At 71.8% G+C, this 14,450-nt stretch carries 13 protein-coding genes; 5 read left to right on the top strand and 8 right to left on the bottom strand.

What is annotated here, in order from left to right; genetic code table 11:
* Window positions 1-11 precede the first annotated feature (11 nt).
* Entirely contained in the window at window positions 12-1,547 is a 1,536-nt protein-coding gene (locus tag ABD831_RS07635; RefSeq protein ID WP_344943912.1) for a phospholipase D-like domain-containing protein, read from the bottom strand.
* 91 nt (window positions 1,548-1,638) lie between these two features.
* Between ABD831_RS07635 and ABD831_RS07630 the strand changes: the two genes are divergently transcribed.
* On the top strand, window positions 1,639-2,580 hold the full coding sequence (locus tag ABD831_RS07630; RefSeq protein WP_344943909.1) for a 3-methyladenine DNA glycosylase: 942 nt from the start codon (window positions 1,639-1,641) through the stop codon (window positions 2,578-2,580).
* Here ABD831_RS07630 and ABD831_RS07625 read toward each other — a convergent pair.
* Both ABD831_RS07625 and ABD831_RS07620 read right to left on the bottom strand, forming a co-directional pair.
* Window positions 2,562-2,948, bottom strand: coding sequence for a VOC family protein (locus ABD831_RS07625; RefSeq protein WP_344943906.1), 387 nt, complete (start codon window positions 2,946-2,948; stop codon window positions 2,562-2,564). The two genes, ABD831_RS07630 and ABD831_RS07625, sit on opposite strands and share 19 nt — an antisense overlap.
* Before the next feature lie 193 nt (window positions 2,949-3,141).
* Window positions 3,142-3,699: a TetR family transcriptional regulator gene (locus ABD831_RS07620; protein ID WP_344943903.1), complete on the bottom strand. Its 558-nt coding sequence runs from the start codon at window positions 3,697-3,699 to the stop codon at window positions 3,142-3,144.
* A gap of 122 nt (window positions 3,700-3,821) precedes the next feature.
* On the opposite strand from ABD831_RS07620, the gene bioB reads away from it, so the two are divergent.
* From bioB to bioD, 4 genes are read left to right on the top strand one after another with little or no spacing between them, the layout of a single operon-like run.
* Window positions 3,822-4,898: a biotin synthase BioB gene (bioB, locus tag ABD831_RS07615; protein ID WP_344943900.1), complete on the top strand. Its 1,077-nt coding sequence runs from the start codon at window positions 3,822-3,824 to the stop codon at window positions 4,896-4,898.
* A complete protein-coding gene (bioA, locus tag ABD831_RS07610; RefSeq protein WP_344943897.1) occupies window positions 4,891-6,231 on the top strand; it encodes an adenosylmethionine--8-amino-7-oxononanoate transaminase in 1,341 nt (446 codons plus the stop codon). The genes bioB and bioA overlap by 8 nt, the downstream gene beginning before the upstream one ends.
* Complete coding sequence (locus tag ABD831_RS07605) at window positions 6,228-7,526, top strand: 8-amino-7-oxononanoate synthase (protein WP_344943894.1); 1,299 nt, start codon at window positions 6,228-6,230, stop codon at window positions 7,524-7,526. The genes bioA and ABD831_RS07605 overlap by 4 nt, the downstream gene beginning before the upstream one ends.
* Window positions 7,519-8,223, top strand: a complete 705-nt coding sequence (bioD, locus tag ABD831_RS07600) for a dethiobiotin synthase (RefSeq protein WP_344943891.1) — start codon at window positions 7,519-7,521, stop codon at window positions 8,221-8,223. The genes ABD831_RS07605 and bioD overlap by 8 nt, the downstream gene beginning before the upstream one ends.
* Here bioD and cimA read toward each other — a convergent pair.
* From cimA to ABD831_RS07575, 5 genes are all read right to left on the bottom strand, one after another.
* Complete coding sequence (gene cimA / locus ABD831_RS07595) at window positions 8,202-9,782, bottom strand: citramalate synthase (protein WP_142177289.1); 1,581 nt, start codon at window positions 9,780-9,782, stop codon at window positions 8,202-8,204. The genes bioD and cimA overlap by 22 nt on opposite strands.
* Before the next feature lie 314 nt (window positions 9,783-10,096).
* A complete protein-coding gene (locus tag ABD831_RS07590; protein ID WP_344943887.1) occupies window positions 10,097-10,834 on the bottom strand; it encodes a gamma-glutamyl-gamma-aminobutyrate hydrolase family protein in 738 nt (245 codons plus the stop codon).
* A 42-nt stretch (window positions 10,835-10,876) separates the two neighbouring features.
* A complete protein-coding gene (locus ABD831_RS07585; protein ID WP_344943883.1) occupies window positions 10,877-11,644 on the bottom strand; it encodes a 3-oxoacyl-ACP reductase in 768 nt (255 codons plus the stop codon).
* A 51-nt stretch (window positions 11,645-11,695) separates the two neighbouring features.
* The gene (locus tag ABD831_RS07580; protein WP_344943881.1) at window positions 11,696-13,078 is read right to left on the bottom strand and encodes an aldehyde dehydrogenase family protein; all 1,383 of its coding nucleotides are present in this window, start codon (window positions 13,076-13,078) and stop codon (window positions 11,696-11,698) included.
* Window positions 13,075-14,442 carry a glutamine synthetase family protein gene (locus ABD831_RS07575; RefSeq protein WP_344943878.1) on the bottom strand — a complete coding sequence of 456 codons (1,368 nt, stop codon included), beginning with the start codon at window positions 14,440-14,442 and terminating at the stop codon, window positions 13,075-13,077. The genes ABD831_RS07580 and ABD831_RS07575 overlap by 4 nt, the downstream gene beginning before the upstream one ends.
* Window positions 14,443-14,450 lie beyond the last annotated feature (8 nt).

Below are 14,450 nucleotides of genomic sequence, written 5' to 3'. Positions count from 1 at the left end.
TCGTGCTCCTGTCACATCGAACGGCGCAGGCGCAGGTCGAGGGGTCTGCCGTCGGGGTCGTAGACGACCCGGTAGAGCGGCGTCGCCCAGAGCCGGGTCAGGCGACTCTGGTCAGGGCTGTCCAGGGGCCGCAGCCGACCGGGTGGCCGTGGGCCCGCCGACGGCTGCTGCCGCCAAGCCTCGAGGGCTGCCGCGCTCTCCGCGAAGGCCGTGAAGTGGTCGTCGAGCGCGAGGTCCCCGTCGGCGTCGAGGTGCTCGCGCGCGAGCTGCTGACGGAGTGCTCGGGCGTAGCCCGGGTGAGCCACGGCGGCCGACAGCTCGGAGTCGTGGGTCCAGGACCGGCGGTTGAAGTTGTCGGAGCCGACGCTGGCCCACTCGTCGTCGATGACGCACACCTTGGCATGGACGTAGACCGGGGTTCCGTGCGGGTTCTCCACGCCGTAGACGGCGACGCGTCCCGGGCCTGCGGCGTTCAGCTCCTTGACCAGCCGCGCCCGGCTGACGAGGTTGGGCGGCCGGCTCACGGGCCCGTCCTGGTCCGGCTGGTGCGGCAGCACGGCGACGACTCGCAGCTCCGGCGAACGCCGCAGCGCGCCGCACAGCAGTGAGCACACCTCGGCCGACCAGAGGTACTGGTCCTCGATGTAGACGAGGCGCCGGGCCCGTGCCAGCGCCTTGGCGTAGCCCCGCGCCACGCTTCGTTCACCCCGCGGAGCGAAGGGATAGCCGCCGAGGCGGCGGCCGTAGGTGCGCAGCAGCTGGACCGGATGAGGACCACACGGCTGGGGGTCCGGCAGCTGCAGCGGGAGCGGGCGACGGTGAGGGCGGTCGTGTCGCAGCGTGTCGCCGGCCCAGCGCGCGGGTGAGCGGCTGAGTGCCTGCGGATCCTCCCACCGCTCCCGGAACACCGTCTCGACGTCTCCCACCGCCGGGCCCCGGATCGCGAGCTGGATGTCGTGCCAGGGCGGTCGCGGCCCGTAGACCGCGGCCATGCTCTGGCGCTGGGGGTCGCCCGCGTGGCCCGCGTCGTCGCGCCGGCTGTGGCACAGGTCGATGCCGCCGACGAAGGCGACGTCGAGATGAGGCCGGTCCGGATGACGCAGCACGACGAACTTCTGGTGGTGCGAGCCGCCGGTCCGCACCCGCATGTCGAGCACGCACTCACCGCCGGCCGCGTTGACGTCCTCCTCGAGGTGGCGGTTCTCGCCGGCGGAGAAGGACAGCCGGTCCCAGTGGGACCGCCAGACCAGGCCACGCACGTCGACGCCCCGTCGGGCCGCGTCGGCGAGGAGCGTGCCGACCTCGCTGCCGCCGGTGCCGGTGAGGCGCTCGTCCGGGTCACCGCGCCAGTCGACGAAGAGCAGCAGGTCCCCCGGCCCCATGCGCGAGACCGCCTCGAGGAGGGCGCCGAAGTAGGCCGCGCCGTGGACGAGGGGCGTCACCAGATTGCCCTCGGTCCACGCACGTCCGGCGACATGGCGCCGGTCGAGGCGCGTCGAGGGGTTGCCGCGCTCGCCGGGCGAGAGAAACCAGTCCACAGGGTCCACGCCCCGAGGCTAGATCCCGGAGCCGGTTCGCAGGGACGGTCGGGTCGGGCGGTGTCCGCGGAGGCCCGTGCGGCTCGCCTACGATCGTGGGGTGCAGGTCCTGGACGAGGCGGAGTGGCGGCGGCGGACGGCCATGCACGAGGCACGGGTCGACTCGGCCACGACCGCACACCTCGCCCGCCGGCGCGACCACCGGAAGCACCCGGTCGAGGACTTCCTCTTCACGTACTACTCCTTCAAGCCGGCACAGCTGCGCCGGTGGCATCCCGGCGCCGGGGTCGGGCTTTCCGGCGGTGCCGGCTCACCCCACGGAGAATGGCGCTTCTACGCGGTCGAGGACGACGTCGTCGGCGTCGACGGGGAGGCCTTCACCGCAGCGCGCGGCGACACGTTGCGCTTCGTGCGCGACCTGCTCGTGCGCACGGCTGGGCGGCCGGCCCGCTTCGGCTGCTTCGGGCTGCACGAGTGGGCCATGGTCTACCGCCTCGACCCCTCCGACGTGCGCCACGCGGGCTGGCCGCTGCGTCTCGGCGCGTCAGGCACCGACGCCGTCGTCGAGAGCCATCAGGTCGCGTGCTCCCACTTCGACGCGTACCGCTTCTTCACCCCCGAGGCGGCGCCGCTCAACGCCCTGACACCGACGCGCGAGAGCCAGCCGGCCCTCGAGCAGCCGGGGTGCCTGCACGCCGGCATGGATCTCTACAAGTGGGCGCACAAGCTCGTGCCCGCGGTGTCGAGCGAGCTCGTCATGGACTGCTTCGAGCTCGCCCGCGACATCCGCGCCCTCGACATGAGGGCCGCGCCCTACGACCTGCGGGAGCTCGGCTACGAGCCCGTGCGCATCGAGACGCCCGAGGGCAAGGCGGAGTATGCCGCCGCGCAGCGCAGCTTCTCCGTCCGTGGCCAGGCGCTGCGCACCCGCCTCGTCGACGCGATCGACGCCGTGCTCCCCCACGCCGTCACGAGCTGGGCAGACGGCTCGTCGCCCGGTCGAGGGCTCGGCTCGCGACGGGGTCAGTCCGCGTCGACGTAGAGGCAGAAGGGATGGCCGACCGGGTCGAGCAGGACTCGGACGTCCTCCTGCGGCTGGACGTCCGCGAGCTCGGCCCCGACCCCGACGGCATGCGCGACGGCGTCGTCCAGGTCGTCCACCTCGAAATCGAGGTGCAGCATCATGATGGGCTTCCCGGGCTCGCTGGGCCAGACCGGCCGCACGTAGTTCGGCTCCGTCTGGAACGACAGGTTGTAGCCCGCGGTCTCCGACGGCGCGATCGTCGCCCAGCCGGGGGTGTCCTTGTAGACCGTCCAGCCGAGGAGGCGCTCGTAGAAGTGCGCCAGAGCGGACGCGTCGGGAGCGTCGAGCACGACTCCCAGCCAGTGTTTCGTCGAGCGGAGCGGCATGGGCCCAGTGTGTCGGAAGCACGCCACCTGAAGAGGTCGACGAAAACCTGCGTTTCGGGTGTATCAACCCGCGAGGACCGTCACTCTGAAAGGAGTCGGCGAAGGTCCAGGTACGCGCGCCGGCGACCTCCACCCTCCAGGGGTGGTGCTGGGCGGGTCCTGGACCGCCCAGCACTTACACGTCCACGCACCCTCAGCGAGAGGGCGCGAGGCCTCGGACGATGACCGAGAGGCCGACCTCGAATGCCTTGGCCTCTGTCGTGGCGTCGGGCGCGGGCAGGTCGGCGTCGACCGAAGCCGCCAGAGCCCGGTCCTGCTGTCCTGCGACGGAGCCCAGGATGTGGTGCACGACGAGGGCCGCCACCTCGTCCCGCTCTGCCGCGGGTGCGCCGGCGTCGTGGACGAGGCGGGCCAGGTCACGGAGCGGGCGTGCGGCACCTGGCTCGACGGCATACGCGAGTCCGACCACGTCGGCAGCGTCCGGGACCTTGACGAGAGCCTCGCGCACGGCCACGGCGAGGCCGACGAGCGCGTCGGCAGCCGGCTGGTCGGCCGGCGGGGAGACGATCTCGGCCAGCAGCACGTCGGCCACCTCGACGAGCAGCTCCTGCTTGTTGGCGACGTGCCAGTAGAGCGCGCCGGGCGCCACGCCGAGCTCGCGCGCGAGGCGCCGCATCGACAGGTCCCCGAGGCCGTAGCGGCGCAGCAGGTCGACGGCCGTCGAGACGACCTGGTCCCGGCTGAGTGCCACGCGCTCCCCCACCTCCACGGACGAGCCCCGATGGACCCGCGTTGACAGCCGAGCCTAGCGACTCGGCATACTGAACACCGTTCAAGTTGAACACCGTTCAACGCCGCGCACAAGGAGCCAGCATGACCCGCCGATTCGACGACCTCGCCGACGCCGTGCTCGCCGGCACCCCGGCCACCAGCGACGACGCGCTCGATGTCCTGCGCGCGACCGACGAGGAGCTCCTGTCCGTCATCGGTGCCGCGGCGCGCCTGCGCCGCAAGCACTTCGGCAACACCGTGAAGGTCAACTACCTCGTCAACCTCAAGTCGGGCCTGTGCCCCGAGGACTGCCACTACTGCTCGCAGCGGCTCGGCTCGCAGGCAGACATCCTCAAGTACACGTGGCTCAAGCCGGACGAGGCGATCGAGCAGGCGGCGGCGGGACTGCGCGGCGGCGCCAGCCGGATCTGCATGGTCTCCAGCGGTCGCGGCCCCACGGACCGCGACGTCGACCGCGTCGCCGGCATGGTCGGCGCCCTCAAGCAGGAGCACCCCGACGTCGAGGTGTGCGCCTGCCTCGGCCTGCTCAAGGAGGGTCAGGCCGAGCGGCTGCGTGCCGCCGGGGTCGACGCCTACAACCACAACCTCAACACCGCCGAGTCCCACCACGACGACATCGTCACGAGCCACACCTACGCCGACCGGGTCGACACCGTCACCAAGGCCAAGGAGGCCGGCCTGTCGCCGTGCTCCGGCCTCATCGCCGGCCTCGGTGAGAGCGACGAGCAGCTCGTCGAGGCGCTCCTCGCCCTGCGTGACCTCGGCTCGGACTCCATCCCCGTCAACTTCCTCATGCCCTTCGACGGCACACCGCTCGAGGGCACCTGGGACCTCACTCCGGGGCGGTGCCTGCGCATCCTCGCCATGGCGCGGATCGTGTGCCCCGACAAGGAGATCCGCATCGCCGGGGGTCGCGAGATGCATCTGCGCTCACTCCAGGGCCTCGCGCTGCACGTCGCGAACTCGATCTTCCTCGGCGACTACCTCACCTCCGAGGGCCAGGCCGCCGAGGCCGACCTCGAGCTGATCCGCGACAACGGTTTCGTCGTCCTCGGCGCCGACCCCCGGGCAACCGCTCCCGCCCACGGTGGAGGCACCACCCACGACCCTGCGAAGCGCCGGCGCGGCGCCGGCACGAGCCTGCCCGCCAATGCCTGACCCCTTCGGCTCCCCCGTCGCCGCGCGTGACCGCGGGCTCGTCTGGCACCCCTACGCCCCGCTCGACGGCCCGGAGCCGTATGCCGTCGAGAGCGCCACGGGGGTCCGCCTCACCCTCACGGCCCCCGACGGCGGACGCCATGAGGTCGTCGACGCGATGGCCTCCTGGTGGTGCGCCGTGCACGGTTATCGCAACCCCGTCCTCGACGCGGCCGCCCACGAACAGCTCGACCGCTTCAGCCACGTCATGTTCGGCGGCCTGACCCACGAGCCCGCCGTCCGGCTCGCCGAGCGTCTCACCGCGATGGCCCCGGGACCGATGGCCCACGTCTTCTTCGCCGACTCGGGCTCGGTGTCGGTCGAGGTCGCCCTCAAGCTCTCGCTGCAGTACCAGGCGGCACGTGGACGCCCGAAGCGGCAGCGGTTCCTCACCGTGCGGGGCGGCTACCACGGTGACACCTTCGCCGCGATGAGCGTGTGCGACCCCGTCGACGGGATGCACTCCGCCTTTCCGGGGGCCCTCGCGCGGCAGGTCTTCGCTCCGCGCCCTCCCGCGGCACGCCTCGTCGTGACGGCCACCGGCGACGAGCGCTGGGAGACAGACAGGTTGGCGCTGCAGGAGTGGACCACCGAGGTCCGCGCCCTCGCCGCGACGCACAGCGACGAGCTCGCCGCCGTCGTCGTCGAGCCGGTCCTGCAGGGCGCCGGCGGCATGCACGTCTACCACCCCGAGAGCCTCCGGGTGCTCCGTGAGGTGGCGGACGACCACGGACTGCTCCTCGTCCTCGACGAGATCGCCACGGGTTTCGGCCGCACGGGGCGTCCCTTCGCCTCGGAGTGGGCCGACGTCACCCCTGACGTCATGTGTGTCGGCAAGGCCCTCACGGGCGGATACCTCTCTCTCGCAGCCGTGGTCATGACCCGTGACGTGGGTGAGGCGATCACGCGCTCGGCGTTCCGGGCGCTGCTCCACGGACCCACCTTCATGGCCAACCCACTCGCCTGCGCGGTCGCCGACGCCTCTGTTGAGCTCGTCGAGAGCACGTGGAAGGACCACGTCCCCCGGGTCGGGCGCCTCCTGAGCGAGCACCTCGAGCCGGCTGCAGCGCTCCCCCACGTCGCCGACGTGCGCACCCTCGGCGCGGTCGGTGTCGTGCAGCTGACGTCCCCGGTCGACGTCCCCCGCATCACCCGCGCAGCGCTGGAGAGGGGCGTCTGGGTGCGCCCCTTCCGTGACCTCGTCTACACGATGCCGCCCTACGTCTGCACCGATGACGACGTGCGGCTCATCGCCGAGGGCATCGTCGGTGCCGTGGCCGAGGCCCACGGATGAGCGCGTGGGACGCCTGGCTGGCGGAGCGGTCGCACCTGCGCGCCGAACGGGGCACGGAGCGCTTCGACGCCGTGCTGCGCGTGAGCGGGCCCGGCCGCGCATCGCGCGACCCGCTCGACCTCGCCTCGAACGACTACCTCGGGCTGTCCCGCGACGAGCGCGTCGTCTCCGCTGGGAAGGCGGCGCTCGACCGCTACGGCGCCTCGGCGACCGCCAGCCGACTCGTCACGGGGACCCTGCCCGTGCACCGCGACCTCGAGGCGGCGCTCTGCCGGCTCACCGGCCAGCCGAGCGCGCTCGCCTTCTCCACCGGGTATGCCGCCAACCTCGGCGTGCTGACCGCGCTCAGCGGGTGGGGGGCGGAGATCCTCCTCGACGCCCACGCCCATGCGTCCCTGCACGACGCCGCGCGAATGTCGCGCGTGCCCCACGCGACGTTCGCCCACAACGACCCCGCGGCCCTGGACGCGGAGCTCGCGGCCCGGCCGAACCGGAGGGTCGTCGTCGCCGTCGAGTCGATCTACTCCGTCCTCGGTGACCCCGCCCCCCTGCGCGCCCTCGTCGACGTGTGCCACCGGCACGGCGCGCTCCTCGTCGTCGACGAGGCCCACGGCATCGGCGTCGCGGGGCACGGGCGAGGCCTGGTCCACGAGCTCGACCTCGTCGGGTCGCGCGACCTCGTCGTGACGCTGACCCTGTCGAAAGCCCTCGGATCGCAGGGTGGAGCCGTGCTCGGGTCGACGGCGGTCCGCAACCACCTCGTCAACACGGCGCGCAGCTTCATCTTCGACACCGGGCTCGCGCCGGCCTCGGCTGCGGCCGCGTGTGCCGCCGCGGACATCGTGGCGAGCGACGCGACCCTCGCGGCCGCCGTGCGCGCCAACGCCCGCACCATCGCGGACATCTGCGGCATCGAGCCGGCAGCCGGGGCGGTGCAGTCACTTCCCATGTCGTCGCCCGAGAGCGCGGTCGCCGCGGCACTGGACCTGCGCGCGCAGGGCGTCCTCGTCGGCTGCTTCCGACCACCGAGCGTGCCCGACGGCGTGTCCCGCCTCCGGGTCACCGCCCGCGCCGACCTCGCGGGCGAGGATCTCTACCAGGCCGCCCGGCTCGTCGCGCACGCCGCGGCGGCACACGGCGCCGTGTCCGGTGCCGATACCGTCGAGGGGCCACGGGCAGGGGACGCTCCCTCCCCCGCCCGTGGTCTCCCGTCGGTCGCGGCCGTCGAGGGAGTCCAGGGGCCGGTGCCGACCTCGCCGCTCGGCGCGGTCCCACCCCATGGCGACGATGACTGACTCGCACCTGCCCCCGGTGGTCCTGGTCACCGGCACCGACACCGACGTGGGCAAGACCGTCGTCACGGCGGCGGTCGTCGCGACTGCGCTGGCAGCGGGACGGCGCGTGACGGCATACAAACCCACCCAGACGGGCGTGACCCCCGGTGAGCACGGGGACATGGCCGAGGTCGAACGGCTCACCGGCGCGACGACGGTCGAGGGCGTGCGTCTGCGGGCACCGATGGCACCGCGCCCTGCCGCCCGCCTCGAGGGCGCCACCCTGCCCGCGCTGGCCGAGCACGTGGCCCGGGTGGAGTCACTGCGCGTATGCCATGACCTCGTCGTCGTCGAAGGCGCGGGCGGACTGCTCGTCGAGCTCACCGACGCCGGCGAGACGCTGGCCGACCTCGCGCTCGCCCTTCCGGACTGTGGCGTGATCATCGTCGCACGCAGCGCGCTCGGCACTCTCAACCACACGATGCTCACGCGAGAAGCGTTGTCGCGTCGAGAGATTCGCCAGCTCGGAGTCGTCTTCGGCGCCTGGCCGGCGCACGCCGACATCATCGAGACGACGAACCGCGAGCACCTGCGGGCGTTGCCGGAGGGGCTGCTCGGCGCTGTTCCGGTGGGCGCTCCTCGACTCGAGCCGGCCACCTTCCGCGATGCCTCCCCCGGCTGGCTCCCGGGTCTGGCTCAGCGCCTCGGCACGCCCTGACGCAGCAGGCCGTGGACGATGCCGTCGGTGAGGGCCCGCCACGACGCGGCCAGGATCGAGCCGGCGACGCCGATCGTGTCCCACGACGTCTCTCCGTCGGAGGTCTCGATGAGCACGCGCGTCACGGCGTCGGTGCCGTGCGAGGCGTCGAGGATGCGGACCTTGAAGTCGATGAGCTCGATCTTCTCGATCTCGGGGTAGGCCCGGGCCAGGGCCTCACGCAGGGCGTGGTCGAGGGCGTTGACGGGTCCGTTGCCCTCCCCGGTGGCGATGAGGCGGGCGCCGTCGGCGCGCAGCTTGACCGTCGCCTCGGACGTGGCGTCGCCCTCACCCGTGGAGTCGGTGATGACGCGCCAGGACTCGACCTCGAAGTAGTCGGTGCAGCCCGGCTCGAGCGCCTCGCGGAGCATCAGCTCCACGGTGGCGTCGGCCGCGTCGAACGTCCACCCGCGCAGCTCGAGGTCCTTGACCTCGGCGAGCACCGCAGCGACGACGTCGGGACGGTCGGAAAGGTCGAGACCTGCCTCACGGGCCTTGAGCTCGATGCTCGCCCGTCCAGCCATGTCGGAGACCAGCGTGCGCATGCCGTTGCCGACGAGTGACGGGTCCATGTGCTGGTACAGGTCGGGGTCGACCTTGAGCGCGCTCGCGTGCAGGCCTGCCTTGTGCGCGAAGGCGCTCGCGCCGACGTAGGGCTGGCGACTGTAGGCGGGCACGTTGGTGACCTCGCTGATCGCGTGCGCGATGTGCATGGCCCGACGGAACGCCTCGGGCTCCATCGCGTGCAGGCCCAGCTTGAACTGGAGGTTGGCCGCGACGGTGACGAGGTCGGCGTTGCCGGTGCGCTCGCCGTAGCCGTTCACGGTGCCCTGCACGTGCGTCGCGCCTGCGCGGACGGCGGCGACGGAGTTGGCGGCCGCGCACCCGGTGTCGTTGTGGCAGTGGGCGCCGACCCGGGCGCCGGTCGAGGCGATGACGTCGGCAACGACCTCCTCGACCTGGTGAGGGAGCATTCCGCCGTTGGTGTCGCAGAGCACGACGACCTCGGCGCCGGCCTCGTGCGCGGTGCGCACGACGGACAGGGCGTAGTCGCGGTCGAGGTGCCAGCCGTCGAAGAAGTGCTCACAGTCGAGGAAGACACGGCGTCCCCGGCCGACGAGGTGGCCGACCGTGTCGCGCACCATCTCGAGGTTCTCCTCGAGCGTGGTGCGCAGCGCCCGCTCGACGTGGCCGGTGTGCGACTTGGCCACGAGGCACACGACGGACGCCTCGGAGTCGAGGAGCGCTCGCACGAGGGGGTCCTCCGCCGCGACCCCGCCGGCACGACGGGTGGCCCCGAAGGCGGCGAGGGTCGCGTGGCGCAGGTCGAGCTCGGTGCGCGCCCGCTCGAAGAACTCCGTGTCCTTCGGGTTGGCGCCGGGCCAGCCGCCCTCGATGAAGTCGACCCCGAGATCGTCGAGCAGCCCGGCGATGGCGAGCTTGTCCGACACCGAGAGGTTGAGCCCCTCCTGCTGGGCGCCGTCGCGCAGGGTGGTGTCGTAGACGTGCAGCGCTTCCATGGCCTTCATTGTCCTCGATCTCGGGGGTTCGGCCGACCGCCAGTCCAGGGCGGGCGACGCTGGTGTGGGAGCGTCCCGGTCTCTTCTCGTGGTCGCGGTGGCCCGGGGTGGTGGCCTTCGCGGTGTCTCCGTCGGGGTGGTTCGGGAAACAAAAAGACCCCCCAGGGTTGGGAGGTCTGCGCGACGAGGTGTGCTCGTCGCGCTATTCGATAATGAGGGTGCCGGTGGGCACGGGTCGCTTCATCACACGCTCACCGTAGGGCTCGCGAAACATCCGCGAAACACCTCGTCCGGATCGTGGACCCGGAGTCCCGTCATGAGGACGCGGACGACCGCCGACGACGCGTGATGTCCGCCGCCTCGACGAAGGCCCGGAAGAGCCGCGGGTCGGTGCCGACCTCGGGGTGCCACTGGACCGCGAGGCGGAAGAAGGCGTCGGGATCCTCCATCGCCTCGAGCGTCCCGTCGTCGGCCCACGCCGACGCCACGTACCCGGGGTGCCTGAGGACCGACTGGTGGTGGTAGCTCGGCACGTCCACCTCCACGCCGAGGATGCCCGACAGCCGTGTCCCCGCCACGGTCCGGATCGGGTGGTTGCCGTAGGTCGCCGGGGCCGGCGAGTGGTCGTGGTGGCCGACCCGGTCGGGCACGTGCTGCTCGAGCAGGCCACCTGCCGCGACCGCCATGACCTGCATCCCGCGACAGATCCCGAGCAGCGGCAGGTCGACCTCGGCGGTGGCCCGGGCGATCGCGAGCTCGGACGAGTCCCGGTCGGGCCTCGAGGCCTGCACCGACGCGTGGCGCTCGTCGGCGTAGAGCTCGGGCGCCACGTCGACTCCCCCGGCGAGGATGACGCCGTCGAGCCGCTCGACGACCTCGAGGGCCGTCCCGTCGTCGGCATCAGGACGCGGCGGGATGACCACTGCGATGGCGCCGGCGTCCTCCACGTGGCGGACGTAGCGGTGCGGCACGAGCGCCCCGGGCACGTCGACCCAGCGGCCCCACGACGCTCGCTCGACGTAGGCGGTGATCCCGATGACCGGGCGACCCATGCGCACCTCCTGCCCTGCCCCCACCAGTCTCCTACCCCCGTCTCAGAGGGGCGTGACGTACGCGCCCGAGATGCCGCCGTCGACGAGGAACGTCGAGGCCGTGATGAAGCTCGACTCGTCCGAGGCGAGGAAGAGCACGGCGTTGGCCATCTCCTCCGGCTCGCCGAAACGCCCCAGCGGCACGTGGACGAGCCGTCGCGCGGCACGCTCCTCGTCCGTGGCGAAGAGCTCCCGCAGCAGGGGGGTGTTGACAGGTCCCGGGCACAGCGCGTTGACGCGGACACCCTGGCGGGCGAACTGGACGCCGAGCTCGCGCGACATCGACAGCACGCCACCCTTGCTGGCGCTGTAGGAGATCTGCGACGTGGCCGCCCCCATGACGGCGACGAACGAGGCCGTGTTGATGATCGAGCCCTTGCCCTGCTCGAGCATGTAGGGCAGCGCGGCCTTGCAGCAGAGGTAGACCGACGTGAGGTTGACCTCCTGCACCCTGCGCCAGGCGTCGAGCTCGGTGTCGAGGATGGAGTCGTCCTCGGGCGGGCTGATGCCGGCGTTGTTGAAGGCGATGTCGACCGAGCCGTAGGTGTCCTTCGCCGTGCGGAACAGGGCGTCGACGTCCTCCTTGCTCACGACGTCGACGCGGACGAAGGTGCCACCGACCTCGTCGGCGATGCGCGGACCGTTGACCTCGTCGAGGTCGCCGATGACGACCTTGGCGCCCTCCTCGGCGAACCGCCGCACCGTCGCCAGACCGATGCCCGAGCACCCGCCGGTGATGACCGCGACCTTGCCGTCGAGCCTGCCTGCCATGTGAACTTCCTTCCAGCCCAGTGGGTCTGCGTGATGAGTGGGTGGTGACCGTCAGTCGGTCGAGATGAAGACGTTCTTGACCTCGGTGAAGGCTTCGAGGGCGTCAGGACCGAGCTCGCGCCCGATCCCGCTCTGCTTGAAACCGCCGAACGGCGTCGAGTAGCGGACGCTGCTGTGCGAGTTGACCGACAGGTTGCCGGCCTCGACCCCGCGCGCGACACGCAGGCCGCGGCCGAGGTCGCGCGTCCAGATCGACCCCGAGAGGCCGTATGCCGTGTCGTTGGCCTTGGCGATCGCGTCCGCCTCGTCGTCGAACGGCATGACCGCCACGACGGGCCCGAAGACCTCCTCCTGCCACACCCGGTCGGACGTGGAGCGCGGCAGGACCACCGTCGCCGGGTACCAGTAGCCGCTGCCGTCGGGGGCGTCCCCGCGGAAGGCGACGTCGACGTCCTCGGTGGCGTCCTCGACGAAGGAGCGCACGGTGTCGCGCTGGCCCGCACTGATGAGCGGGCCCATCTCGGCGGCCTCGTCGCGCGGGTCGGTGACGACCACGCCGCGCACCGCCGTCTCGAAGTGCTCCATGAAGGTGTCGAAGACGCTGCGCTCGACGAGGATCCGGCTGCGCGCACAGCAGTCCTGACCGGCGTTGTCGAAGACGCCGTAGGGTGCGCGGGCCGCTGCGAGCTCGAGGTCCGAGTCGGCGAAGACGATGTTGGCGCTCTTGCCTCCGAGCTCGAGCGTGATGCGCTTGACCTGGTCGGCGGCGCCTCTCATGATCCGCTGCCCGACGGCGGTGGACCCGGTGAAACAGACCTTGCGCACGTCGGGGTGAGTGACGAACCGCTCCCCCACGACGGTGCCCTTGCCGGGCACGACGGTGAACACGCCCTCCGGGACACCGGCCTCGAGGGCCAGCTCGCCGAGACGGATGGCCGTGAGCGGCGTCAGCTCGGCGGGCTTGAGCACGACCGCGTTGCCGGCAGCCAGCGCAGGGGCGAAGCCCCAGCCGGCGATCGGCATGGGAAAGTTCCACGGAACGATGATGCCGACGACGCCGAGCGGCTCGCGGAAGGTCACGTCGATGCCCCCCGCGACCGGGATCTGGCGACCGAAGTTCCGCTCGGGCGCCCCGGAGTAGTAGGCGAGGACGTCTCGGACGTTGCCGGCCTCCCACCGGGCGTTGCCGATCGTGTGCCCGGCGTTCTCGACCTCGAGCAGGGCGAGCTCCTCCTGGTGCTCGCCGACGAGGTCGGAGAACCGGCGCAGCAGCAGCGACCGGTCGGCGGGGCTCACGGCGCGCCACGCGGGTCCCGCGGCGCAGGCCCGGGCGATCGCGGCGTCGGTCTGCTCGAGGGAGGCGAGGTCGACGGTGCGGACCACCTCCTCGGTGGCCGGGTTGATGACCTCGTGCGTCTGGCTGGTGGTGGTCACAGTCGCTCGAATCCTCTCCTGCGCTCCCAGTCGGTGACGGCGGCGTTGAAGGCCGTGATCTCGACGTCGGCGGCGTTGACGTAGTGGTCGACGACCTCGTCCCCGAAGGCCGCTCGCGCCACGGCGGAGCCGGCGAGGAGGTCCCTGGCCTCCTGCAGCGTCGAGGGCACGTGGGGCTTGTCGGAGGTGTAGGCATTGCCGTCGAGGGCCGGCTCGAGCGGGAGCTCGTGCTCGATGCCGTGCAGGCCGCCGGCGAGCATGGCGGCCACTGCGAGGTAGGGGTTGAGGTCGCCGCCGCCGATGCGGTTCTCGACGCGGAGTCCGGCCCCGTGACCGACGACGCGGAGGGCGCAGGTGCGGTTGTCACGACCCCACGCGACCGTGGTCGGCGCAAAGCTCCCCGAGGCGAATCGCTTGTAGGAGTTGATGTTCGGCGCGTAGAAGTAGGTCAGCTCGCGCTGCGTCGTCAGGATGCCGGCGAGGAAGTGCTCGAACATCGCGCTGTGCCCGTGCTCCCGCTCGTCGTCGACGAAGACCGTCTCACCGTCCACGCCGCGCAACGACAGGTGGATGTGGCAGGAGCTGCCCTCCCGCTGGTCGAACTTGGCCATGAAGGTCAGCGACTGGCCGTGGTGGGCCGCGATCTCCTTGGCGGCGTTGCGGTAGACCACGTGGTTGTCGCACGTGCGCACGGCCTCGTCGAAGAGGAAGCCGATCTCGTGCTGGCCGTTGTTGCACTCGCCCTTGGCGCTCTCGACGACGGCCCCCGCGGCATACATCTCGTTGCGGATCTCGCGGAGCAGGGGCTCCACGCGGTCGCCGCCGAGGATCGAGTAGTCGACGTTGTAGCGGTTGGCCGGCGTGAGGCCGGTGTAGCCGGAGTCCCAGGCCTGCTCGTAGGACTCCTGGAAGACGATGAACTCGAGCTCGGTGCCGCACTGCGCGGTCATCCCGAGACCGGCAGCGCGGTCCACCTGTGCCTTGAGCACCGAGCGCGGCGACTGGGAGACGGCGCCGCTCCCGTCGAGCCAGGTGAGGTCGCACTGCACGGTGGCCGAGTGTCGGCTGCCCGGGGTGCGGCGCAAGGTGTCCAGGTCGAGGTCGAAGAACATGTCGCCGTAGCCTCGCTCCCACGAGGAGATGGCGTAGCCGTCGACGGTGTTCATGTCGACGTCGACGGCGAGCAGGTAGTTGCAGCCCTCCGTGCCGTCCTCGAGGACGTGGTCGAGGAAGTAGTGCCCGTGCAGGCGCTTGCCCTGCAGCCGTCCCTGCATGTCGGTGAACGCGACGACGACGGTGTCGATGTCACCCGCCTCGATCTCGGCGCGGAGCTGGTCGACGGTCAGTGCCGGTGGTTTCGCCATGTCCTCTT

The sequence above is a fragment of the Terrabacter ginsenosidimutans genome (assembly GCF_039539425.1).
Lineage (GTDB): Bacteria > Actinomycetota > Actinomycetes > Actinomycetales > Dermatophilaceae > Terrabacter > Terrabacter ginsenosidimutans.
Note: the sequence above shows the minus strand (reverse complement) of the source record. Positions and strands in the feature narration are given on the sequence as shown.